Annotated in this window: 16 protein-coding genes; 4 read left to right on the top strand and 12 right to left on the bottom strand. The window is 72.6% G+C overall.

The window, feature by feature from the left end; genetic code table 11:
• Nucleotides 1-41 precede the first annotated feature (41 nt).
• The 6 genes from P3T37_RS28635 to rsmI all read right to left on the bottom strand — a co-directional run bounded on the left by P3T37_RS28635 (nucleotide 42) and on the right by rsmI (nucleotide 6,358).
• The gene (locus tag P3T37_RS28635; RefSeq protein WP_280726811.1) at nucleotides 42-1,832 is read right to left on the bottom strand and encodes an ABC-F family ATP-binding cassette domain-containing protein; all 1,791 of its coding nucleotides are present in this window, start codon (nucleotides 1,830-1,832) and stop codon (nucleotides 42-44) included.
• An 89-nt stretch (nucleotides 1,833-1,921) separates the two neighbouring features.
• Nucleotides 1,922-2,866, bottom strand: coding sequence for a 4-(cytidine 5'-diphospho)-2-C-methyl-D-erythritol kinase (locus P3T37_RS28630; RefSeq protein WP_280726810.1), 945 nt, complete (start codon nucleotides 2,864-2,866; stop codon nucleotides 1,922-1,924).
• Entirely contained in the window at nucleotides 2,863-3,744 is an 882-nt protein-coding gene (gene rsmA / locus P3T37_RS28625; RefSeq protein WP_280726809.1) for a 16S rRNA (adenine(1518)-N(6)/adenine(1519)-N(6))-dimethyltransferase RsmA, read from the bottom strand. Before rsmA ends, P3T37_RS28630 begins: the two co-directional genes overlap by 4 nt.
• 26 nt (nucleotides 3,745-3,770) lie before the next feature.
• On the bottom strand, nucleotides 3,771-4,658 hold the full coding sequence (locus P3T37_RS28620; protein ID WP_280726808.1) for a TatD family hydrolase: 888 nt from the start codon (nucleotides 4,656-4,658) through the stop codon (nucleotides 3,771-3,773).
• A 67-nt stretch (nucleotides 4,659-4,725) separates the two neighbouring features.
• A complete protein-coding gene (locus tag P3T37_RS28615; RefSeq protein WP_280726872.1) occupies nucleotides 4,726-5,100 on the bottom strand; it encodes a hypothetical protein in 375 nt (124 codons plus the stop codon).
• A 400-nt stretch (nucleotides 5,101-5,500) separates the two neighbouring features.
• A complete protein-coding gene (rsmI, locus tag P3T37_RS28610) occupies nucleotides 5,501-6,358 on the bottom strand; it encodes a 16S rRNA (cytidine(1402)-2'-O)-methyltransferase (protein ID WP_280726807.1) in 858 nt (285 codons plus the stop codon).
• A gap of 94 nt (nucleotides 6,359-6,452) precedes the next feature.
• Between rsmI and P3T37_RS28605 the strand changes: the two genes are divergently transcribed.
• Nucleotides 6,453-8,309 carry a phospholipid carrier-dependent glycosyltransferase gene (locus P3T37_RS28605; protein WP_280726806.1) on the top strand — a complete coding sequence of 619 codons (1,857 nt, stop codon included), beginning with the start codon at nucleotides 6,453-6,455 and terminating at the stop codon, nucleotides 8,307-8,309.
• Nucleotides 8,310-8,434: 125 nt separating this feature from the next.
• On the top strand, nucleotides 8,435-10,174 hold the full coding sequence (locus P3T37_RS28600) for a penicillin-binding transpeptidase domain-containing protein (protein WP_280726805.1): 1,740 nt from the start codon (nucleotides 8,435-8,437) through the stop codon (nucleotides 10,172-10,174).
• A 12-nt stretch (nucleotides 10,175-10,186) separates the two neighbouring features.
• On the opposite strand, the gene P3T37_RS28595 is transcribed toward P3T37_RS28600, so the two are convergent.
• The 6 genes from P3T37_RS28595 to P3T37_RS28570 all read right to left on the bottom strand — a co-directional run bounded on the left by P3T37_RS28595 (nucleotide 10,187) and on the right by P3T37_RS28570 (nucleotide 18,679).
• Nucleotides 10,187-11,776, bottom strand: a complete 1,590-nt coding sequence (locus P3T37_RS28595) for a N,N-dimethylformamidase beta subunit family domain-containing protein (protein WP_280726804.1) — start codon at nucleotides 11,774-11,776, stop codon at nucleotides 10,187-10,189.
• A gap of 64 nt (nucleotides 11,777-11,840) precedes the next feature.
• Nucleotides 11,841-13,301, bottom strand: coding sequence for a glycosyltransferase 87 family protein (locus P3T37_RS28590; protein WP_280726803.1), 1,461 nt, complete (start codon nucleotides 13,299-13,301; stop codon nucleotides 11,841-11,843).
• A 101-nt stretch (nucleotides 13,302-13,402) separates the two neighbouring features.
• Nucleotides 13,403-14,902 (bottom strand): penicillin-binding transpeptidase domain-containing protein, encoded by a 1,500-nt coding sequence (locus P3T37_RS28585; RefSeq protein WP_280726802.1) that lies wholly within the window; start codon nucleotides 14,900-14,902, stop codon nucleotides 13,403-13,405.
• On the bottom strand, nucleotides 14,902-16,257 hold the full coding sequence (locus P3T37_RS28580) for an FtsW/RodA/SpoVE family cell cycle protein (RefSeq protein ID WP_280726801.1): 1,356 nt from the start codon (nucleotides 16,255-16,257) through the stop codon (nucleotides 14,902-14,904). Before P3T37_RS28580 ends, P3T37_RS28585 begins: the two co-directional genes overlap by 1 nt.
• 150 nt (nucleotides 16,258-16,407) lie before the next feature.
• Complete coding sequence (locus P3T37_RS28575; protein WP_280726800.1) at nucleotides 16,408-16,920, bottom strand: MarR family winged helix-turn-helix transcriptional regulator; 513 nt, start codon at nucleotides 16,918-16,920, stop codon at nucleotides 16,408-16,410.
• A 148-nt stretch (nucleotides 16,921-17,068) separates the two neighbouring features.
• On the bottom strand, nucleotides 17,069-18,679 hold the full coding sequence (locus tag P3T37_RS28570; RefSeq protein ID WP_280726799.1) for an MFS transporter: 1,611 nt from the start codon (nucleotides 18,677-18,679) through the stop codon (nucleotides 17,069-17,071).
• A 160-nt stretch (nucleotides 18,680-18,839) separates the two neighbouring features.
• On the opposite strand from P3T37_RS28570, the gene P3T37_RS28565 reads away from it, so the two are divergent.
• Both P3T37_RS28565 and P3T37_RS28560 read left to right on the top strand, forming a co-directional pair.
• Nucleotides 18,840-20,066 (top strand): phosphotransferase, encoded by a 1,227-nt coding sequence (locus tag P3T37_RS28565; RefSeq protein WP_280726798.1) that lies wholly within the window; start codon nucleotides 18,840-18,842, stop codon nucleotides 20,064-20,066.
• A 122-nt stretch (nucleotides 20,067-20,188) separates the two neighbouring features.
• Nucleotides 20,189-20,725 (top strand): hypothetical protein, encoded by a 537-nt coding sequence (locus tag P3T37_RS28560; protein ID WP_280726797.1) that lies wholly within the window; start codon nucleotides 20,189-20,191, stop codon nucleotides 20,723-20,725.
• The last annotated feature ends 57 nt before the right edge of the window (nucleotides 20,726-20,782 follow it).

Here is a 20,782-nt window from a genome sequence, read left to right as displayed (position 1 = left end):
CGGCCGACAGGCGGCTGTGCTCAGGCTCAGATCAGCTCAGCTCAGACGTCCTCAGCCAGCTCCATCCAGGCGAGCTCCAGCTCCTCCTTCTCCTCCTTGACCTTGCGCAGCTGGGCATCCAGCTCCGCAACCTTGGAGAAGTCCGAGGCGTGCTCGGCCAGTTGGTCGTGCAGCTTGCGCTCCTGCTGGTCGATCTTGACGATCTGACGCTCGATCCGCTGCAGTTCCTTCTTCGCCGCCCGGGTGTCCCCGACCGGCTTCGCGGCAGCCGCGGGGACGGCCGACAGGGCAGCTGCGGCGATCTTCGCGCGCCGCTCCAGGTACTCGTCAACGCCCTTGGGCAGCATCCGCATCCGGCCGTCGCCGAGCAGCGCCTGCACGGTGTCGGTGGTCCGCTCGATGAAGAACCGGTCGTGGCTGATCACGATCATCGAGCCGGGCCAGCCGTCGAGCAGGTCCTCCAGCTGGTTGAGGGTCTCGATGTCCAGGTCGTTGGTGGGCTCGTCGAGGAAGAGCACGTTGGGCTCGTCCATCAGCAGGCGCAGCAGCTGCAGGCGGCGGCGCTCGCCACCGGAGAGGTCGCCGACCGGCGTCCACTGCTTGTCCTTGGTGAAGCCGAACTGCTCGCAGAGCTGGCCGGCGCTCATCTCCCGGCCCTTGCCGAGGTCGACCCGCCCGCGCACCTGCTCGACGGCCTGCAACACCCGCACGGCGGGGTCGAGTTCGGCGATCTCCTGGGAGAGGTAGGCGAGCCGCACGGTCTTGCCGACCTTGATCACGCCGGAGGCCGGCTGCACGTCGCCCTGCGAGTTGTACGCGGCCTGCATGGCCCGCAGCAGCGAGGTCTTGCCGGCGCCGTTGACGCCCAGCAGGCCGATCCGGTCGCCGGGGCCGAGGTTCCAGGTCAGCTGCTCCAGCAGGAGCTTGGGGCCGGCCTTGACGGTGACGTCCTCCAACTCGAAGACCGTGCGGCCCAGTCGGGCGTTGGCGAACTTCATCAGCTCGCTCTTGTCGCGCGGCTCGGGGACGTCGGCGATCAGCGCGTTGGCCGCCTCGATCCGGTAGCGCGGCTTGGCGGTACGGGCGGGGGCACCGCGGCGCAGCCAGGCGAGCTCCTTGCGGGCCAGGTTCTGCCGCTTGCTCTCCTCGGTCGCCTCGATCCGCGAGCGCTCGGCCCGGGCGAAGACGTAGTCGGAGTAGCCGCCCTCGTACTCGCGGACCTCGCCGCGCTGGACGTCCCACATCCGGGTGCAGACCTGGTCCAGGAACCACCGGTCGTGGGTGACGCAGACCAGCGCGGAGCGCCGGTTCTGCAGGTGCTGGGCGAGCCAGGCGATGCCCTCGACGTCGAGGTGGTTGGTGGGCTCGTCCAGGACGATCAGGTCGTGCTCGCCGAGCAGCAACTTGGCCAGCGCGATCCGGCGGCGCTCGCCACCGGAGAGCGGGCCGATCACGGTGTCCAGGCCCTGCGGGAAGCCGGGCAGGTCCAGGCCGCCGAACAGGCCCTGGATGATGTCGCGGATCCGGGCGTCGCCCAGCCACTGGTGGTCGGCGCGGTCGGCGATCACCTCGTGCCGGATGGTGGCCTTGGGGTCGAGCGAGTCGTGCTGCGTGAGGACGGCGAGCTGGAGGCCGCCGGAGTGCGTGATCCGGCCCTTGTCGGGCTCCTCCAGCAGGGCGAGCATCCGGATCAGGGTGGTCTTGCCGTCACCGTTGCGGCCGACGACGCCGATCCGGTCGCCTTCGCTGACGCCGAGGCTGACCCCGTCGAGAAGGGCTCGGGTGCCGTAGACCTTCGTCACGGATTCGATGGTGGCGAGGTTCACGGCCACGTGCGCTGCGCTCCTGGGATCGGTGGACTGGATCTCCCAAGAGTAGTCGGCGCCGACAGACTCCCCGGCCGCACCGGGATCGCCCCGACTCACGCCTGCGGCAGAACCTCCGCGCCCGCGACCGGCCCGTAGGTGGCGTGCGCCGCCCGGCAGGTCCCGGAGGCCCGCAGCGCGCTCGCGACCGCCTCGGCGGCTTCGGCGTCCTTGGCGAGGAAGGCGCAGGTCGGTCCGGACCCGGAGACCAGCACCCCGAGCGCCCCGGCCTCGGCACCGGCCCGCAGGGTGGCCGCCAGCGCCGGGCGCAGCGAGAGCGCGGCGGCCTGCAGGTCGTTGCCGAGCGCGGCGGCCAGCGCGACGGCGTCGCCGCCGGCCAGCGCCGCGAGCAGCGCCGGGTCGGCCTCGGGCGCGGGGACGTCGCTGTCGGCGGAGCCCGTCCCGGCCTCGTCGCGCAGGCGGTCGCACTCGTGGAAGACGGCGGGCGTGGAGAGGCCGCCGTCGGCGACCGCGAAAACCCAGTGGAAGGTGCCGTCGACCGGCACGGGGGTGAGCAGCTCGCCCCGGCCGCGGCCCAGGGCAACGCCGCCGAGCAGCGCGAACGGGACGTCCGAGCCGAGTTCCGCGGCGAGCGCCAGCAGCACCGGCAGCGGGGTGGCGAGCTCCCAGAGCGCGTCGCAGGCGACCAGCGCGGCGGCACCGTCGGCGCTGCCGCCGGCCATCCCGCCGGCCACCGGGATCTCCTTGGCGATGTGCAGCCGGACGTCCGCCTCGACGCCGTGGTGGGCGGCCAGCAGGTGGGCGGCCCGGGCGGCGAGGTTGCTGTCGTCCAGCGGGACGAGGTCGGCGTCCGGCCCGGCGCAGGTCAGCATCACGCCGCTGCCGGGGCTGCCGGGCGAGGCGGTCACCAGGTCGCCGAGGGCGACGGCGAAGAAGACGTTGGCGAGCTCGTGGAACCCGTCCGCTCGGCGGCCGCCTACGGCCAGCTGCACGTTGACCTTCGCGGGCACCCGCACCGTGACCACCGAACGAGGAGTCACAGCACCGGCGCCTTCGGCTTGTGCTCGGCGATCGCGGCGAACTGCTCCACCGTGAGCATCTCGCCGCGCAGCTTGTGGTCGATGCCGGCGGCCGCCAGGGCCTCCTCGGCGGCGGCCGGCGAGCCTGCCCAGCCGGCCAGCGCCGCACGCAGCGTCTTGCGGCGCTGGGCGAAGGCGGCGTCGACGACGGCGAAGACCTCGCGACGGGTGGCGGTGGTGACCGGCGGGTCGCGGCGGATCAGCGAGACCAGGCCGGAGTCGACGTTCGGCGCGGGCCAGAAGACGTTGCGGCCGATCGCACCTGCGCGCTTGACCTGGGCGTACCAGTTGGCCTTGACCGACGGCACGCCGTAGACCTTGTTGCCGGGCTTGGCGGCGAGCCGGTCGGCGACCTCGGACTGCACCATCACCAGCGAGCGCTCGATGCTGGGGAAGGTGGCCAGCATGTGCAGCAGCACCGGGACGGCGACGTTGTAGGGCAGGTTGGCGACCAGCGCGGTCGGCGCCGGGCCGGGCAGCTCGGTGACCTCCATCGCGTCGCTCAGGACCAGGTCGAAGTCCTTGGCGCGCGCGGGCAGCCGGGCGGCGACGGTGGTCGGCAGGTGCTGGGCGAGCAGCGGGTCGATCTCCACGGCGGTGACGTGCGCGGCGACGTCCAGCAGCGCCAGGGTCAGCGAGCCGAGCCCGGGGCCGACCTCGACCACGGCGTCCTCGGCGGTCACCTCGGCGGCACGCACGATGCGGCGCACCGTGTTGCCGTCGATCACGAAGTTCTGTCCGCGCTGCTTGGTCGGCCGGACCCCGAGGGTCGCGGCCAGCTCCCGGATGTCGGAGGCGCCCAGAAGGACAGTGTCGGGGGTGGGATCGGTGGTGCTCACCGGGTAAGGATACGGGCGCCGGGCGATCAGGCCTGCCCGTACCCGAAGGCACGCGCGGTGTTCGCCGCGACGGCGGTGGCGAGTTCGTCCTCCCCCAGGCCCAGCGACAGCGCCATCGCCCGCAGTGTGACCGGGATCAGGTATGGCGCGTTGGGGCGGCCGCGGTACGGGTGCGGGGTGAGGAACGGCGCGTCGGTCTCGACCAGCACCCGGTCCGGCGGGGTGACGGCCAACGCGTCGCGCAGCGGCTGGTTGGCCTTGAAGGTGACCGGCCCGGCGAAGGACAGGTACCAGCCGTGCTCGGCGCAGATCTTGGCCATCTCGGCGTCGCCGGAGAAGCAGTGGAAGATCGTCCGCTCGGGAGCGCCCTCGGCGAGCAGCAGCGCGATGACGTCCTCGTGGGCGTCCCGGTCGTGGATCACCAGGGCCTTGCCGTGCCGCTTGGCGATCTCGATGTGCCGGCGGAAGGACTCCTTCTGGATGTCCACGCCCTCCGGGCCGGTGCGGAAGTAGTCCAGGCCGGTCTCGCCGACGGCCCGGACCTGCGGCAGCGCCGCCAGCCGGTCGATCTCGGCCAGCGCCTCGTCCAGCGCCGACGACCCGCCGGCGGTCCTGCTCTGCCCGGACCAGCCGTCGCCGTCGCCCAGCACCAGCCGCGGCGCCTCGTTGGGGTGCAGCGCGACGGCCGCGTGCACCTGCTCGTACTCGGCGGCCAGCTCCGCGGCCCAGCGCGAGCTGGGCAGGTCGCAGCCGACCTGGACGACGGTGCTCACGCCCACCGAGGCCGCCTTGGCCAGGCTCTCGGCCGGGGTGCCGGACTGCATGTCCAGGTGGGTGTGCGAGTCGGCCACCGCCACCGCGAGCGGAGCGGGCAGCGGGGGCGGGGTTGCGCGGTCGACGTCCTTGGCAGCCATGGTCACCCAGCCTAGCGCCGCCCTCGGACCACCTGGGGTGCGAGGGCGGCGCCGACAAGGGCCGGGGCTACGGCTTCGGCAGCCAGAACTGGTACCAGTGCCCGCGCACCGCGGGCGGCGCCTGGTCGGTGATCGGGGCCGGCTCGCCGTGCGCGGCGTAGCCGGGGGCGGAGTGCGAGGAGTGCTCGGCCGAGGCGACCCGGCCGGCCCGCATGATCCGCACCGTGTGACCGCCGCACCCCGGACAGCTCGGCTGGAGCAGCGGCGAGGGCACCCGGACGCCGTTGGCGTGGTACTGGATCACCGTGTGGCCGTCGCTCGCCCGGTAGTGCTCGATGTCGTACGCCTGCTCCCAGCCGTAGGCACAGCTCAGGCAGGCGAAGGAGTAGGCCTCCCGGACCGTCTCGGCCCTCGGTCGCGGCCGCTCCGCCATGGCGGCCATGGAGGGCCGGGCCGTCGGGCCGCCGGGTCCGGGGTTGGGGGCACGGTCCTCGTCCGCGGCCTCCTTGAGGCCGGTCAGCGGCGTGCCGCCCAGAGGGCTACCGATTGTCTCGCTCATCGCGGTCTCCCAGCGCCCGCCGGACGTTCGTCCGGTGCGGGTCTTTCCATCCGATGGAATGCCCAGGCGGTCTGCGGCGATGCCCGGCTTGCCGAGACTTGGCCCGGTGTTGGGGATTCCTGTACGAAGACCCCTCGAAACCGCAGCTCAGCAGGGGTTTACGGGGGCTTCGCTTTACCTTTTCGCAGGCGCTCACGGCGCACGTCGGATCGACTCGTCACCGGCGTACGCGGGGCGGCGCCTTCCTCCCACCGTACGCGCGTGCGCCGCGAGAGGCACCGCCTCAGCCGGCGCTCTTCGCGCCGGTCTTGGCCGCCACCACCGCGTCGAAGACCTCGCGCTTGGGCAGGCCCAGGTCGGCGGCGACCGCCGCGATGGCCTCCTTGCGGCTCTCCCCGGCCTCCTCCCGTACGGTGACCCGGCGGGCCAGCTCGGCCGGGCCCAGCTCCTGCGGAGCGGCCGGCGGAGCGCCGGCGACCACCACGGTGATCTCGCCGCGCACGCCGTCGGCGGCCCAGGCGGCCAACTCGCCGATCGGGCCGCGCTTGATCTCCTCGTAGGTCTTGGTCAGCTCCCGGCAGACCGCGGCGGGGCGGTCCGCGCCGAACGCCTCCGCCATCGCGTCGAGCGCCTCGGCGATCCGGTGCGGGGCCTCGAAGAAGACCATGGTGCGCGGTTCGGCGGCGACCTCGGCGAGCTGCCGGGCCCGGTCGCCGGCCTTGCGCGGCAGGAAGCCCTCGAAGGTGAAGCGGTCCACCGGCAGCCCGGACAGGGCCAGCGCGGTGAGCACCGCGGACGGGCCGGGCACCGCGGTGACCTTGATGTCCGCGGCGACGGCGGCGGCCACCAGGCGGTAGCCGGGGTCGGAGACCGAGGGCATCCCGGCGTCCGTCACCAGCAGCACCCGGGCGCCGCCGACGAGCGCCTCGACCAGTTCTGGGGTGCGGCCGACCTCGTTGCCCTCGAAGTAGGAGAGCACCCGTCCGGTCGGCGTGACGCCGAGCGCCTGGGTGAGCCGGCGCAGCCGTCGGGTGTCCTCGGCCGCGATCACGTCCGCCGAGCCGAGTTCGGCGATCAGTCGGGGCGGGGCGTCCGAGACGTCGCCGATGGGAGTTCCTGCCAACACCAGTACACCTGTCACCCGCCCATCCTCGCAGCGCACGGAGAAAGGTCGCGAACCGGGCAGCTTCCCGGGGCGGGGTTCTGCTTTCAGGACCCGCCCCTACGATGTGCGGGTGAGTGGCGAGACGGCAGCAGAGACAGCGGTGGTGGTGGAGACCACTCCGGCCCCGGCGGCATCCGGCGTGCCGGCGCCGCGACCGGACGGCGCGTCAGAACGGCCGGTACGCGGCGGCTGGTCCGGTCGGCTGGCCGGCCTCGGCTACCGCGCGCCCGACCGGACCCCCTTCGCCGAGCGGCTGGTGCCGCCGATGCCGGACGGCCCGGGGGTGACGCCCGACGTCGTGGCGCCCTCGCTGCTGCTGGCACGGTTCGGCGTGCGGCTGCCCGCCGGGCTGTGGAGCTGGCTCTGCCGCTGGTCGGGCTGGCTGGGCCCGCTGGCGGTGGCACTGTTCGGCGGCGTGCTGCGGTTCACCAACCTGGGCGGCCCGAACGCGGTCATCTTCGACGAGACGTACTACGCCAAGGACGCCTACGCGCTCTGGCGGGGCGGCTACGAGACCAACTGGCCCGAGAACGCCAACTCCCAGCTGCTGACGCCGCATCAGCCGATCCCGTACCAGAGCGACCCGTCCTTCATCGTCCACCCGCCGGTCGGGAAGTGGATCATAGGAGTGGGTGAGCAGCTGTTCGGGATGCACCCGTTCGGCTGGCGGTTCATGCTCGCCGTGCTGGGCACCCTGTCGATCCTGATGATCGCCCGGATCGGCCGCCGGCTGTTCCGCTCCACCCTGCTGGGGTGCGTGGCCGGGCTGCTGCTCTCGGTGGACGGCCTGCACTTCGTGATGAGCCGGACCTCGCTGCTCGACCTGATCGTCATGTTCTGGATCCTGGCCGCCTTCGGCTTCCTGCTGATCGATCGCGACCACACCCGGGCCAGGATCGCCCGACTGCTCCCGGACGGCCCCGACGCGCTGCTCGCCCACACGATGCGGCTGGGCTGGCGGCCGTACCGGCTGGCCGCCGGGGTCTGCGTCGGCCTGGCCTGCTCCACCAAGTGGAGCGGGATGTACGTGGCCGCCTTCTTCGGTCTGCTGACGGTCTTCTGGGACGCGGGGGCGCGGCGACTGGCCGGCGGCCGGCGCTCGCACTGGTCGGCGGCCCTGCGCGACGGCCTGCCGGCCTTCGCCTCGATCGTGGTCGCCGCGGTGGTCGTCTACATCTCCTCCTGGGCCGGCTGGCTGGCCAGCAGCGACGTGCCCGGCAAGGGCGGGTACGGCAGGGACTGGGCGGCGCACCGGGCCGGTCTCTCGTCGGAGTTCGTCTCGCTGCCGGTGCTGGGCAAGGTACGGATGCCGTTCCAGGTGGACATGACCTGGGTGCCGGCCGCACTGCGCTCGCTCTGGCACTACCACGGCCAGATGTACGACTTCAATATCAACCTGCACAGCCCGCACATCTACCAGTCCAACCCGTGGAGCTGGCTGCTGCTCGGCCGACCCGTCTCCTTCTACTACGAGTCCCCCAAGCTCGGGATCAGCGGCTGCAAGGCCAACCAGTGCGCCGCCGAGGTGCTCGCGATCGGCACGCCGATCCTCTGGTGGGCCGGGCTCGTCGCGCTGCTCTACTGCCTCTACCGCTGGGCGCTGCGGCGCGACTGGCGGGCGGGCGCGGTGCTCTGCGGGCTCGGCGCCGGGTACCTGCCGTGGTTCGAGTACCAGCAGCGGACCATCTTCCTCTTCTACGCGGTCGCCTTCGTGCCGTTCCTGGTGCTGGCGGTGACCATGCTGATCGGGGCGATGATCGGACCCGCCACGGCGACCCGCGAGCGGCGCACGGTGGGCGGCGTGGCCGCCGGGGCGCTGGTGCTCGCGGTGATGTGGAACTTCCTGTACTTCTTCCCGCTCTACACCGGCCAGACCATCCCCTGGCAGGACTGGAACAACCGGATGTGGTTCACCAGCTGGATCTGAATCCCGCCCCCGCGGCCCGTGTACCAGCTCTGTCACGAGTGCGTGCCCTTTCGTGGGTGCACGGAATCACCCGTTTAGGCTGTCCTGACGGCCGACCGTCCGGATACCCCAGGGGGACCACCACCATGCGCAACGGCGCGAAGACTGCCATCGTCAGCTCCGTCCTGGTCGCGATGGTCGGAGCCGGCGGGTACGGCGCCTACACCCTGGTCGGCTCGGACTCCAAGAGCGGCACCAAGGGCCCCAAGGCCCGCACGGTGGTCGCCGAGGCGCCGTCCGCGGACCTCGCGGCCAGCGGGGCAGCCGCCTTCCTGGCCGACTGGGCCAAGGGCGACCTGGCCGGTGCCTCGCAGCTGACCGACGACCCGCAGAACGCGCTGACCGCGCTGACCGCCTTCCAGGACAAGGTCAAGCCGAGCGCGCTGACCCTGGTCGCCGGCGGCCCGGCCACGCCCGCCGCGTTCGCCTCGGCCACCGCCGCGCCGTCCTCCTCTGCGGCCCCGAGCGCCTCCGCGTCCCCCTCGCCCAGTGCCGCCGCCTCGGCCTCGGCCGCGCCGGCCAACCAGGTGCTGCTGAGCTACCGGTCCAAGGCCGAGTTCGCCAACACCACCAACGTCTGGCAGTACACCGGCTACCTGGGCCTGGTGAAGATGAGCGACGGCACGGCCGCCGTGCACTGGGCGCCGACGGTGATCAACCCGCAGCTGGGCGCGGGCGAGACCATCACCACCCAGCCGGTCTTCGCCCCGCCGACCAGCGTCGTCGACCGCAACGGCAAGTCGCTCGCGGCCTTCCCCTCGCTCTCCCAGATCCTGGCGAAGTACCAGCAGGGTGCGCCCACCGGCGACCCGGCCGACGCCGGCACCGCCGTGGTGATCACGGACGACAGCGGCAAGAAGGCGGCCCAGTCGCTCTTCACCGTCGCCGCCCCCAAGCCCGGCAAGCCGCTGAAGCTGACCATCGACGCCACCCTCCAGGCCGCGGCCGAGCAGGCCGTCAAGGAGCAGTACGCCAAGGGCACCCCGGCCGGGGCGGTCGCCGTCGAGCCGAGCACCGGGCACATCCTGGCCGTCGCCAACGCGCCCGCCACCGGCTTCAACACCGCCTTCCAGGGCCGCAACGCCCCCGGCTCGACGATGAAGGTGATCACCGCCACCGCGCTGCTGGAGGCCGGGATCGACCCGAACGCCACCATGCCGTGCCCGGCTACCGTGACCACCGGCCAGACGATCAAGAACGACTTCGACGGCGACCATCTGGACTTCACCTTCGCCCACGACTTCGCGATCTCCTGCAACACCGCCTTCATCAAGCAGGCGACGGCGACCCTCAAGTCCGGCACGCTGGCCTCCACCGCGCAGGACGTCTTCGGCATCGGCCCGGCCTGGAAGACCGGCTTCCCCAGCGCCGACGGCGTGGTCCCGCCGGCCGGGCAGAGCAAGGACGAGACCGCCGTCGAGTACATCGGCCAGGGCAACGTCCTGATGAACCCGCTGGCGATGGCCTCGGTCGCGGCGACCGTCCAGAACGGCACCTTCAAGCAGCCGATCCTGGTCGCCGGGCTCCCGCAGGTCGCCGCCGCCCGTCAGCTCAGCCCCGACGTGCTGGCCAAGCTGCGCACCCTGATGGCCGGGACCACCCAGGCGAGCCTGGACGGCACCGCGGTCAAGGCGATGGCCGGGCTGAGCGGCGACATCGGCGCCAAGACCGGCACCGCCGAGGTCACCGGCAAGCCCACCAACAGCTGGTTCACCGCGTTCCGCGACAACCTGGCGGTCTCCGTCGAGGTGATCGGCGGCGGCTTCGGCGCCGACTCCGCCGCGCCGGCGGCGGCCGAGGTGCTCAAGCTCGGCAACAAGGGCTGAGGCCGTAAGGGCTTATGCCTTGCCGTAGACGGCGGCGGTGTTGTCCTGGGCCGGGTGGGCCTTGCCCGCCGGGCCGGCGGCGAAGGCCCGCAGCAGGTTCTCGGTGACCTTCTGGGTGAGCGCCCCGGCCTTGGCGTCCATCGAGTGGTCCTCGCCCGACGAGCCGTCGCCGGTCGCGTCCAGCGCCTCCACCCAGCGCATGGTGCCGCTGGCGAAGACGCCGGCGCCGCTGGGGACGGTGTAGTACGCGCTGTCGCTGAAGCTCTTGCGGCCCTCGCAGGTGACCGGGGAGTGCGCCAGGATCTCGATCGGCTTGGGCGTGGGCCAGCCGGTGTTCACCCGGTCGTACTCGACGCCCACCAGGTGCGGGAAGCTGTCGCCGGCCTGCACGCCACTGCCCTCGAAGAGCCAGTGCCCGGGGTTGGTCACCACGTACGGCTCGTCCACCGGGTAGCCGTCGTAGATCACGCCGAGCAGCGAGCTCTCCGGGTCGGCGCTCGGGGCGACCCGGTAGTCGTTGGTCGGTGGGTGGCCGGCGGCGAAGCCGGGGTCGTCCTTGTAGGAGGTCTTGTAGCAGACCACCGTGCGGTCGGGACCGATCGGCGAGGGCTCGTAGCGCACCCGCCGGAAGCAGCAGTTGGCGCCGAGGATGGCCAGGTTCGTCCCGGCGTCGCGGGCGGCGGTGACGTTCGCGCGCTGCTCGGGCGACCAGTACTCGTCGTGGCCGAGCGACAGGATCGCGGCGGCGCCGTGCAGCAGGTTCGGGTCGCCGGCCAGGTCGATGTTGGTGGTGTACGCGAGCGGCAGGCCGAGCCGCTCGGCCAGGGCGATCAGCGGGGTCTCGTAGACCATGAAGAGCCCGGCGCCGCTGTACTCCTCGTACGGGCGGTCGAAGGAGGCCACCAGCGAGCGGGTCGGGTAGCCGCCGGTCGGCCCGTTGTAGAGGTTGTAGCCGCCCCAGGTGTTGTACGCCTGCCAGGTGGCGACCGCGTTGACGATGACGGTCCTGCCCTGGGTGCTCGCCGAGCGGACGGTGAGCGGGACGTAGCGCTGACCCGCGCCGCCGTCCGCGTCCAGGCGCAGCAGGTAGCTGCCCTCGGGCCAGCCCGCGGTGTCGACGGTGGTGGTCTTCGGCCAGGCGGTGGAGACCATCCGGGTCTTCTTGTCGACGGCGCCGGCCGGCTGCCTGCTGCCGGGCAGCGAGCCGGACTTCCAGACCAGGCGGGCCCGGGCGCCGCCGTACCAGCCCATCCGGTAGGCGGAGATCGTGAACCCGGGCGCGGTGGTGGAGACGTGCAGTCCGACGCTGTCGCCCGGCAGCACGCTCACCCGGTCGGCCCAGCCCTCGATGGCCCGGTCCGGTCCCGCGTTGGTGATCCGCCAGTCGGCGTTGCCGGGGCGGCTCGCCTCGCCGGTGGGGCTCGCCGAGGCGGATCCGCTGGGTGTGCCGGGGGCGCCCCCGACGCCGATCGCCGCCGAGGAGGGCGTGCGCCCGCCGGGTCCGCAGGCCGCCAGGCCGGCACCCGCGGCGGCGGCGCCGGCCAGCCCGAGGAAGCGGCGCCGACCTGGACGCCTGCCGCCGGAGGACTGCTGCTCGGCCATGCTGGACTCCTCGTCACTGCTCGGGTCGGACCTCGACGTCGAGAACTTCTTAACCCATCATCACTTAGGACACGACGGCGACCCCGGCACCTTCGTCCGCCGCCGCTCCGGCCCGCGGACGGCGGCCGGTCCAGCTGCGGGCGGCCAGCCGGGGCCAGATCGCCAGCACGGCCGGCAGCGCGAGATACCCGAACCGGCCGGCCGGCGCGAGCATGAACGCCACCGTGAGCCCGGCGGCCAGCAGGTCGGCGGCCGCCACCGCCGAGGTCGGCGGCCGCAGCACCAGCCGGACCGCCACCGCCGCGCCGCCCAGCACCAGCAGGACCAGCGAGACCGTGTGGCCGACCGGGCCCAGGTCGGCCAGCACCTTGCCGGGCAGCGGGCTGCCGGCCGGGGTCTGCACGGCCGCCAGGCCCAGCGGAAAGCGGATCACCTGGTCCTTGAGCTCCTGGGCCTGGGTGAAGAGGAAGGGCAGGATCACGGCCCCGCTCGCCAGCAGCCCGGTCAGCGCGGTGCGCGCGGCCGGACGGCGCCCGTACAGCCGCCAGACCAGCAGGACGGCGACCGGCAGGGCGGGCCAGGCGGTCCACTTCAGGGTGCAGGCGAAGGCCAGCACGAGTCCGGCGGCGATCGTCCTGTCCCGCGCGGCCAGCGCCATCGCCAGGCAGCAGACGCCGATCAGCGGCAGGTCCACCCCGCCGACCGCCAGCGTCAGCGCGATCAGCGGCGAGCCGGTGAGCACGCCCAGCGGCATCAGCGGCGAGTAGCCGCGGGCCGGTCTGAGCAGCCGCCAGCTGACGACCAGGCAGCCGAGGAAGGTGAGGGCGAACCAGATCCGCGCGTCGCCCAGCACCAGCGCCACCGGGTTGCCCGAGCCGAGCAGTGCCCGGGGCATGCCGAAGAGCGTCATGGCGGGCAGGTACGGGTTGAAGTCGGTGACCCGCACCGGGTGCGCCAGGTACGGGCTTCCGGTGTGCAGCAGCAGCCGGGCGGAGCGCTCGACCACCATCACCTCGGACTGGTGGCGGCCCTGCGCGGCCAGCACGCCCAGCGGTAGCAGGACGGCGCCGAGCAGCGCGATCCCCGCCGCCGCCCGGCCGGCGAACCGGCGCGGCAGGGTGCAGACGGCCAGACCGGCCAGCAGGTAGGCGGGGGCCGCGACCATGCCCCAGAGCTTCTGGTTCGGCAAGTTGGAGACCAGCGGGAAGGCCGCCGCCCAACCCGCGGCGATCAGACATCCGATCAGGTGAACGGCGCGCCGGTCGACGAGACCGGCGGCCCGGGCCGCGAGCCGCTCGATCAGCGGCACCCGCCCCGCCGGACGCTGCCTCTGGTCGGTGCCGTCGATGGGCCGTTGCCGCGGAATCCCCTGCAACGGGTGCCGCTCGGTCCAGGCCTCGGGCCGGTGGCCTGCCGGGTGCGCCCCGGGATGCCGTACGGACCGTCCGGAGTGCGGCAGCGCGCTGCGCCGCCGGCCGAAGCGGCCACGACGGCGGGGCGCTCCGGAGGTACGGGTGGTCACCATGGGGGAAGGTTATGGCCGCTGGGTACCCGCTGTCCTCACACTGCGGGGGCTAGCCAAGAGCGGCCGAAAGCAGCTAGGGCCTCCCGGCCGGTCCGCGACTGTCAGTGATCTTGGAGCACGGCCTGCATCACGGATTTGGCGATCGGCGCGGCCAGCCCACCGCCGGTGACGTCGGTGGCGTTACTGTCAGCGATCACCACGGCCACCGCGACCGGCGGCACGGCGGAGGATCCGGCGGGCTTCGCCCAGGAGATGAACCACGCGTACGGCGTACCGGAGTTGTCCACCCCGTGCTGGGCCGTACCGGTCTTCCCGCCGACGGTGGCACCGCTGATCCGGGCGTTGCGCCCGGTGCCGTTCTCCACCACGTCGGTCATCAGCTGCTGCACCTGGCCGGCCACCGCCGGGCTCGTCGCCTGCTTGTAGGTGCTCGGCTTCATCAGCTGGACCGTGGTGCCGTCGGCCTTGGTCAGCTTGTCCACAAGCTGTGGATACATCACCGTGCCGTTGTTGGCGACGCCCGCCGCGACCATCGCCATCACCAGCGGGGTCGCCGCGGTGTCGAACTGGCCGATCGAGGAGAGCGCGACCTGCGACTGGTTCATCCGGGTGTCGAAGTTGCTCCGGGCGGCCCGCACCGGGATGTCGAGCTTGGCGTCGTTGAAGCCGAAGTTCTCGGCCATCGCGGTCATCTTGTCCAGGCCGGTCTGCACGCCCAGATAGCCCAGCACGCTGTTGCAGGAGAGCACCATCGCGGTGTCGAGCGTCAGGCCCGAGCGGTCGCAGGCGCTGGTGTCGTTGACCAGCGTGGTGGTGGTGCCTGGCAGCACGTACGGGGACGGGGCGCCGGTGGGCGCGTTGATGTCGGTCACCGTCCCGTTCGCCAGCGCGGCCGCGGCGGTGACCACCTTGAACGTCGAGCCGGGCGGGTAGGTCTGGCGCAGCGCCCGGTTGAGCATCGGCTGGTTGGTGTCGGCCTGCAACGCGTTCCAGGCGTTCTGGTCGCCGGAGCCGGAGCCGGCGAACGAGCCGGGGTCGTAACTGGGGGTGCTGGCCAGCGCAAGGATCCGGCCGGTGCTCGGCTCGATCGCGGCCACCGCGCCCTTCTGGTTGCCCAGACCCTGCATCGCGGCCTGCTGGGCGGCCTTGCTGATGGTCGTGTAGACGTCGCCGCCGGGGTTCTGTTTGCGCGAGATCTCGTCCCAGAGCGCCCAACCGGCCAGCCGGTTGTCGGTGCCCGAGAGCAGGCTGTCCTCGGTGCCCTCCAGCTGGGTGTTGCCGTAGATCTGCGAGGAGAAGCCGGTGACGGCGGCGTACTGCGAGCCGTCGGTGTAGGTCCGCTTGAAGTCGAACCGGCCGCCGGTGGGCGCCGATCCGGTGATCGGCGTGCCGCCGACCAGGATGTTGCCGCGCGGCTGGGCGTAGCGCTGGATCGCGGTGCGCTGGTTGGCCGCGTTGTCGTCGTACGCCTTGGCCTGGAACACCTGGATCCAGGTGGCCTGGCCGATCAGCGCGAGGACCAGCAGCAGGCAGAACGTGCCGGCCCGGCGGCCGGTGGTCGAGATGCCGTGGCGTCGCTGGGGCTTGCGGGGCTTGGCCATCAGACCTCCTCGGTGGACGGCGGGCGGCGGGCGATGTCACTCATCCGGACCAGCAGGGCGATGATGATCCAGTTGGTCACCACGGAGGAGCCGCCCTGCGCGATGAACGGCAGCGTGAGGCCGGTCAGCGGGATCAGGTCCAGTACGCCGCCGGCCACCACGAAGACCTGGATGGCGATCAGCGCGGCCAGACCGATCGCCAGCAGCCGACCGAACGGGTCGCGCAGCGCGATCCCGGTCCTGACGCCGCGGGAGACCAGCAGGGCGTAGAGCAGGAAGAGGCCGGTCAGGCCGACCAGGCCGAGTTCCTCGCCGATGGTGGCCAGGATGAAGTCGGACTTGGCGGCGAACCCGATCAGGATCGAGTGCCCGAGACCCAGGCCGGTGCCCAGGATGCCGCCCGCCGCGAAGGCGAACAGCGACTGGGCGATCTGGTTGGCCCCCTGCCCGGCCGAGATGCTGGCCAGCGGGTGCAGCCAGTCGACCACCCGGCTGTGCACGTGCGGCGAGAGCCAGCCCACCGTGACGGCGCCCACCGAGGCGAGCAGCAGGCCGATGGTGATCCAGCCGCTGCGGGCGGTGGCCACGTACAGCATCACCACGAAGAGGCCGAAGAGCAGCAGCGAGGTGCCCAGGTCGGTCTCCAGCACCAGCACCCCGACGAAGGCGGCCCAGACCAGCAGCACCGGGCCGATCACCCGGCCGCGCGGCAGCTGCCAGCGCCAGATCTGCCGGCCCGTCAGCGCGAGCGCGTCGCGGTGCACGGCGAGGTAGGCGGCGAAGAAGACCGCCAGCAGGATCTTGGCGAACTCGCCCGGCTGGAAGGAGAGCGGGCCGACGGTGACCCAGATCCGCGAGCCGTAGACCGGGGGGAAGAAGATCGGCAGGATCAGCAGCACCAGCGCCGCCAGCGCGCCGATGTAGGCGTAGCGCTGGAGGATTCGGTGGTCGCGCAGCACCAGGATCACGGCCAGGCAGAGCGCCACCCCGAGGGTGGACCAGAGCAGTTGGGTGGGCGCCACGTGGCTGCTCGGAGTGGCCCGGTCCAGGCGGTAGATGACGACCAGTCCGATCCCGTTCAGCAGGATCGCGAGCGGCAGCAGCAGCGGGTCGGCGTACCGGGCCTTCCAGCGGATCACGCCGTGCGCCAGCAGGGCGAGGGCGGCCAGTGCCGCGCCGTAGGAGGCCGCGTCGGACGGCGCGCGGCCGTCGATGTTGACGCCCACCTCGACGTAGCCGAAGACCGCGATCCCTACCGCGGCGAGCACCAGGACCAGTTCGACGTTGCGTCCGGATCTGACCGGACCCGTCGGCGGGAGGCGCGGCGCGGCGGCTAGGGCAGAGGGAGTGGCCATGGGCGGGGTGGGCCGTTCTGTCGAGTCAACGTCTCCGGGCTGCGGATTATTGTACCTGAATGTCCTATTTACAATGACTTTATGTCAATAATCGCCAACGGCCCGGGCGATCCGCGGATCACCCGGGCCGTCAGCCCCACAGCAGCCGGTTCAGTAGCAGACGGCGCTCGGCCAGCGGTTCTCCAGCACCGTGCCGAGCATCGTGTGCAGCAGCTCGCGCTGACCCGGCGGCAGGCGGGCGAAGAAGACCTGCTCGGCCTCGCTGGCCACCACCTCGGCCTCGGCCATCGCCTGCCGGCCCTTCTCGGTGAGACCCAGGATGTAGCGGCGGCGGTCGGCCGGATTGCGCCGGCGCTCGACCTGGCCCGCCTGCTCCAACTCGTCGATCAGCGACACCATCGTCGTCGGGTCCAGGTTGACGGCCCGGCTAAGGTCCTGCTGCGAGAGCTCCGCCCCACCGGACAGGGCGGCCAGCACCAGGAAGGTGCGCAGCCGGAACCCTTTGGCGGAGAGCGCCAGGTCGACGTCCTCCTGGATCACCATGCCGGCCTTGGTGAGCAGGACGCCGGTGTGGTCGGCCAGCGGGAAGTCCGGGCGCGGGGTGCCCGGCATCGGGGTGGCTGCGGCGGCGGTCTCGACGGTCGCGGTGCTCTTACGGGCCATCGGGGATCTCCCATCCATCGGGAGTCCGGGGCTCCTGGCCGGTACTGCCGCAGTCCCATGAACTCTTCGAAAATCTATCATCGGCGATTTCGATGCTCAATGGAGCGGCCGACCGGATGTATACGCCCGGTCGGCCCGGTGCGGGCTCTCAGTGCCCAGCGCTCTCCGCTCCCGCCAGCGCGCTCTCGTGCAGATCGCGGGTGCGGATGAAGAGGAAGGCGACCAGCGCGCCCACCGCCGCCACCGCGCCGCCGCCCACCAGGACGTCGCCGAGCCCGTGCACGAAGGCCACCCGGGCCGCCTCCCGGACCGGGGCGGCCAGCGCGGCGGGCACCGTGGTGGCGAGCTCGTTCCCGGCGCCGGCCGCGACGGCCTTGCCGGCCTGCTGGGCCTGCGCCCCGAGCTGCGAACCGGCCGGCGACGCCGCGAAGGCCGCCGACACCCGGTGCTGGAAGAGTGCGCCGAACCCGGCGATCCCGATCGCTATGCCGACCTGCTGGAAGGTCTCGCCGATCCCGGCCGCCATCCCCGCCTTGGCGGGCTCGGCGACACCGATGGCCAGCGAGCTGCGCGGCGGGTTGAACATCCCCATCCCGAGCCCGGTGACCAGCATGCTCGGCAGCAGCGCCGTCCACGCGCTACTCGGGTGGACCAGCGTGACCAGGAAGAGCCCGGTCGAGATCAGCCCGGTCCCGATCCCCACCAGCAGCCGCTGCGGGACCCGGACGGTGAGGCCGCCGGTGACCGCGGCCGCCACGAAGAGCATCAGCGTCATCGGCAGGAAGCGCACGCCGGTGGCGAGCGGCGAGAAGCCCAGGACGTTCTGCATGTAGGAGACCTGGAGGAAGATCGCGGACATCCCGGCCGCGTTGGCCAGCAGGGTGGTCACCGAGATCCCGATGAAGGTGACGTTGCGGAAGAGCCCGAGGTCGAGCATCGCCGCCTCGCCCAACCGCCGCTCGATCAGCGTGAAGACCACCAGCAGCGCGGCCGCCGCGGCGAAGGTCCCGATGATCATCGCGCTCGCCCAGCCCTGGTTCTCACCGCGCAGGAAGCCCAGCACCAGCAGCGTCAGCGCCGCCGAGAAGACCAGCAGGCCGGCCCAGTCCACCCGGTGGGCGGACGGGTCGCGGGACTCGGTGATCCGCAGCGTGCCGAGCACCATGGCCACGATGCCGATCGGGACGTTCACCAGGAAGATCCAGCGCCAGCCGATCCCGTCGGTCAGCGCCCCGCCGATCAGCGGCCCGAAGGCGATGGCCAGGCCGGAGACCCCGCCGAAGACGCCGAACGCCATCGCCCGGTCCTTGCCCCGGAACTCCTGCCCGATCAGCGCCGGGCCGACGGCGAACAGGATCGCCGCGCCGACCCCCTGCACACCGCGCGCCACATTGAGGGCGACGATGCCCTGCGCCGCTCCGCAGGCCAGCGAGGCGGCCGTGAAGATCGCGAATCCGGCGATGTAGACGCGCTTGCGCCCGAGCCGGTCGGCGAGCGAACCGCCGGTGAGCAGGAACGCGGCGAGGGTCAGCGCGTAGGCGTCCATGACCCACTGGAGGGCGGAGAAGTCGGCACCGAGCGTGGTCCGCAGGTCGGGCAGCGCGACGTTCACCACGGTGAGGTCGAGCATCAGCATGAAGGTGGCGATCGAGACGATGCCGAGCGTCCACCAGCGACCGCGGGCGGCGGTCGCCGCCGCGGGAGGCGGGGCCGGTGCGGCGTGGACGGGCGGGTCGGCGGCGACCTTGGCTGTTGACATGGCGGAGCCCCTCAGACGATCGGGTGATTGACGATCGCATGTTCAATCGTCGAATTCTCGATTATCTAGAACGCTAGTGATCAGCTTTCGGGCTGTCAAGAGGGGGGTCGGTGGGCGAAAACCACTCGCGCCGGGAGGGGTCGGCCAGCACACTGCCCTGATGATCGAGAACTCCGGCCGCACAGTGACCGTGCTGCTCACCTGCGAGGGCGAACCGCTCGGCACCGTCGGCCCGTTCGCCGTCGAGACGCCCCGCTGGCACGACGCCGCACCGGTCGTCGCCCACCTGGAGAGCGTGCTGGGCACCTCCACCGTGGTGCTGCGCCTGCTCGACGTCGACGGCGGGGCCGACGGCATGCACGGCCACACCACGTACCACGCGGAGGCGCTGGTCCGCCCGCGCCGGACCGACGCGCTGCGCACCGACCCTGACGCACCGTGGGCGGCGCTGTCCCCGCACGCCAAGCGCGCCGACTGGGCCACGCCCACCGGCGTCCGCGAGGCCCTCGACTGGGCCGACGGCGAGCTGCGCGCCGCCGGCCGCCCGCCCGTCGGGCCGGTCCGGCAGGTGAAGACCTGGAACCTCGCCGGCCTGTTCCGGATACCCACCGCGGCGGGCCCGGCCTGGCTGAAGACCGGCCCGCGCTTCGCGCTCTGCGAGTCCACCGCCATCGCCCTCTTCGCCTCGGTGGACCGCCCGTTCGTGCCCACCGTCCTGGCGGCGGACCCGGCACGGCGCCGCGTCCTGCTCGACCACGTCCCCGGCGAGGACTGCTGGGGACCGTCGGCCGCCGTCGTCGCCACCGCGGTGCCCCGGCTCGCCCGCGCCCAGGCCGCGCTCGCCCGGCGCCACCCCGGCGCACCGGACGGACTGCCCGACCACTCGCCGCGCCGGCTGATCGAGCGCGTGCAGCACCTGCTGAACGGCCCGGTGGCCGCCGAGTTGACCGCCGACGAGCTCTCCCGCGCCCACCGCGCGGCCGAGCGGCTGCCCGCCCTGGTCGCCGACCTGGAGTCCTGCGGCCTGCCGAACACCGTGCTGCACGGCGACTTCCACCCCGGCAACTGGCGGTCGGACGGGCAGCACACCGCGATGGTCGACTTCGCCGACAGCTACTTCGGCCACCCCGCGGTGGACGGCCTGCGCCCGCGCCCCTTCACCAGCGCCGAGCGCTGGGCCCAGGCGGCCGACGTCTGGACGGCGACCTGGCGCGAGCTGGTCCCCGGCAGTGACCCGGCGCGGGCGCTGATCCTCGCGGCGCCCCTGGTCCACCTCGGCTACGCCGTCCGCTACCAGGAGTTCCTGGACGGCATCGAGCCGAGCGAGCAGCGCTACCACGCCGGTGACCCCGCCGCCGAGATCCGCGCCGCGCTCGCCGGCGGCTGAGCCCTCTGCCCTCCCCCTCCGACACGTACTCCGTTCCGCTCGTCGATGACGCGTCCTGCGGTGCTCTTCGGTTATCAACGGAAGAGCACCAAATCAGGACAAAGCGGAAACGGAGCCTCCCCGTGCCCCTGCTCACCCCCACCGCCCAGCGACTCGCCCGCGCCCTGGACGGGTCGATCCTGATCGAGGAGATCGAGGCCTACCTCGCCTCGCTCCCCGCACCGGCCCGCACCCCCGTCCCGTACGTCTGCCCGCTCGGCAGCACGGTGCAGCTCTGGAACGCCGGCTACGCCGTCCCCCGGACGACCCTGCTGGACCGGCTCGCCCGCCGCCCCGCCCGCCCGGTCCCGGTCACCGCCGCCGAACACCTGCGCCTCGCCTCCCGCTACCTCCTCAGCGCCGGCTGGCTGCAGGGCGCCCTGTGGGACGACGCCGGCCGGGTCTGCCTGCTCGGCGCCCAAGCCGCCGTCCTCGCCCACGGCTACGGCACCGCCGCCACCGTCCTGACCGCCCGCACCCAACTGATGGAGGTCCTGCACGCCACCGGCCGCCCCACCCCCTCCCCCGACGAGTACAACGACCGCCCGACCACCCGTCAGGCGGACATCCACCTCCTCCTGGACCGCGCCGCCAACCGCGCCCTCTCCCTGCACCTGTGAGAACTCGCGTCAGCGCCGCTCTGTAGCCTGAGCGGGCTCTGGCATGACCATCATTCA

Source organism: Kitasatospora sp. MAA4, assembly GCF_029893355.1.
Classification (GTDB): Bacteria; Actinomycetota; Actinomycetes; order Streptomycetales; family Streptomycetaceae; genus Kitasatospora.
This window is presented reverse-complemented; position numbering and strand designations above follow the sequence as displayed.

Coding starts and splice junctions, on each gene's coding strand:
- P3T37_RS28585 (WP_280726802.1), bottom strand. CDS start 14,902: ATGGCCAAGCCCCGCAAGCCCCAGCGACGCCACGGCATCTCGACCACC.
- P3T37_RS28600 (WP_280726805.1), top strand. CDS start 8,435: ATGCGCAACGGCGCGAAGACTGCCATCGTCAGCTCCGTCCTGGTCGCG.
- P3T37_RS28575 (WP_280726800.1), bottom strand. CDS start 16,920: ATGGCCCGTAAGAGCACCGCGACCGTCGAGACCGCCGCCGCAGCCACC.
- P3T37_RS28595 (WP_280726804.1), bottom strand. CDS start 11,776: ATGGCCGAGCAGCAGTCCTCCGGCGGCAGGCGTCCAGGTCGGCGCCGC.
- P3T37_RS28620 (WP_280726808.1), bottom strand. CDS start 4,658: ATGGCTGCCAAGGACGTCGACCGCGCAACCCCGCCCCCGCTGCCCGCT.
- P3T37_RS28590 (WP_280726803.1), bottom strand. CDS start 13,301: ATGGTGACCACCCGTACCTCCGGAGCGCCCCGCCGTCGTGGCCGCTTC.
- P3T37_RS28570 (WP_280726799.1), bottom strand. CDS start 18,679: ATGTCAACAGCCAAGGTCGCCGCCGACCCGCCCGTCCACGCCGCACCG.
- P3T37_RS28615 (WP_280726872.1), bottom strand. CDS start 5,100: ATGGCCGCCATGGCGGAGCGGCCGCGACCGAGGGCCGAGACGGTCCGG.
- P3T37_RS28580 (WP_280726801.1), bottom strand. CDS start 16,257: ATGGCCACTCCCTCTGCCCTAGCCGCCGCGCCGCGCCTCCCGCCGACG.
- P3T37_RS28565 (WP_280726798.1), top strand. CDS start 18,840: ATGATCGAGAACTCCGGCCGCACAGTGACCGTGCTGCTCACCTGCGAG.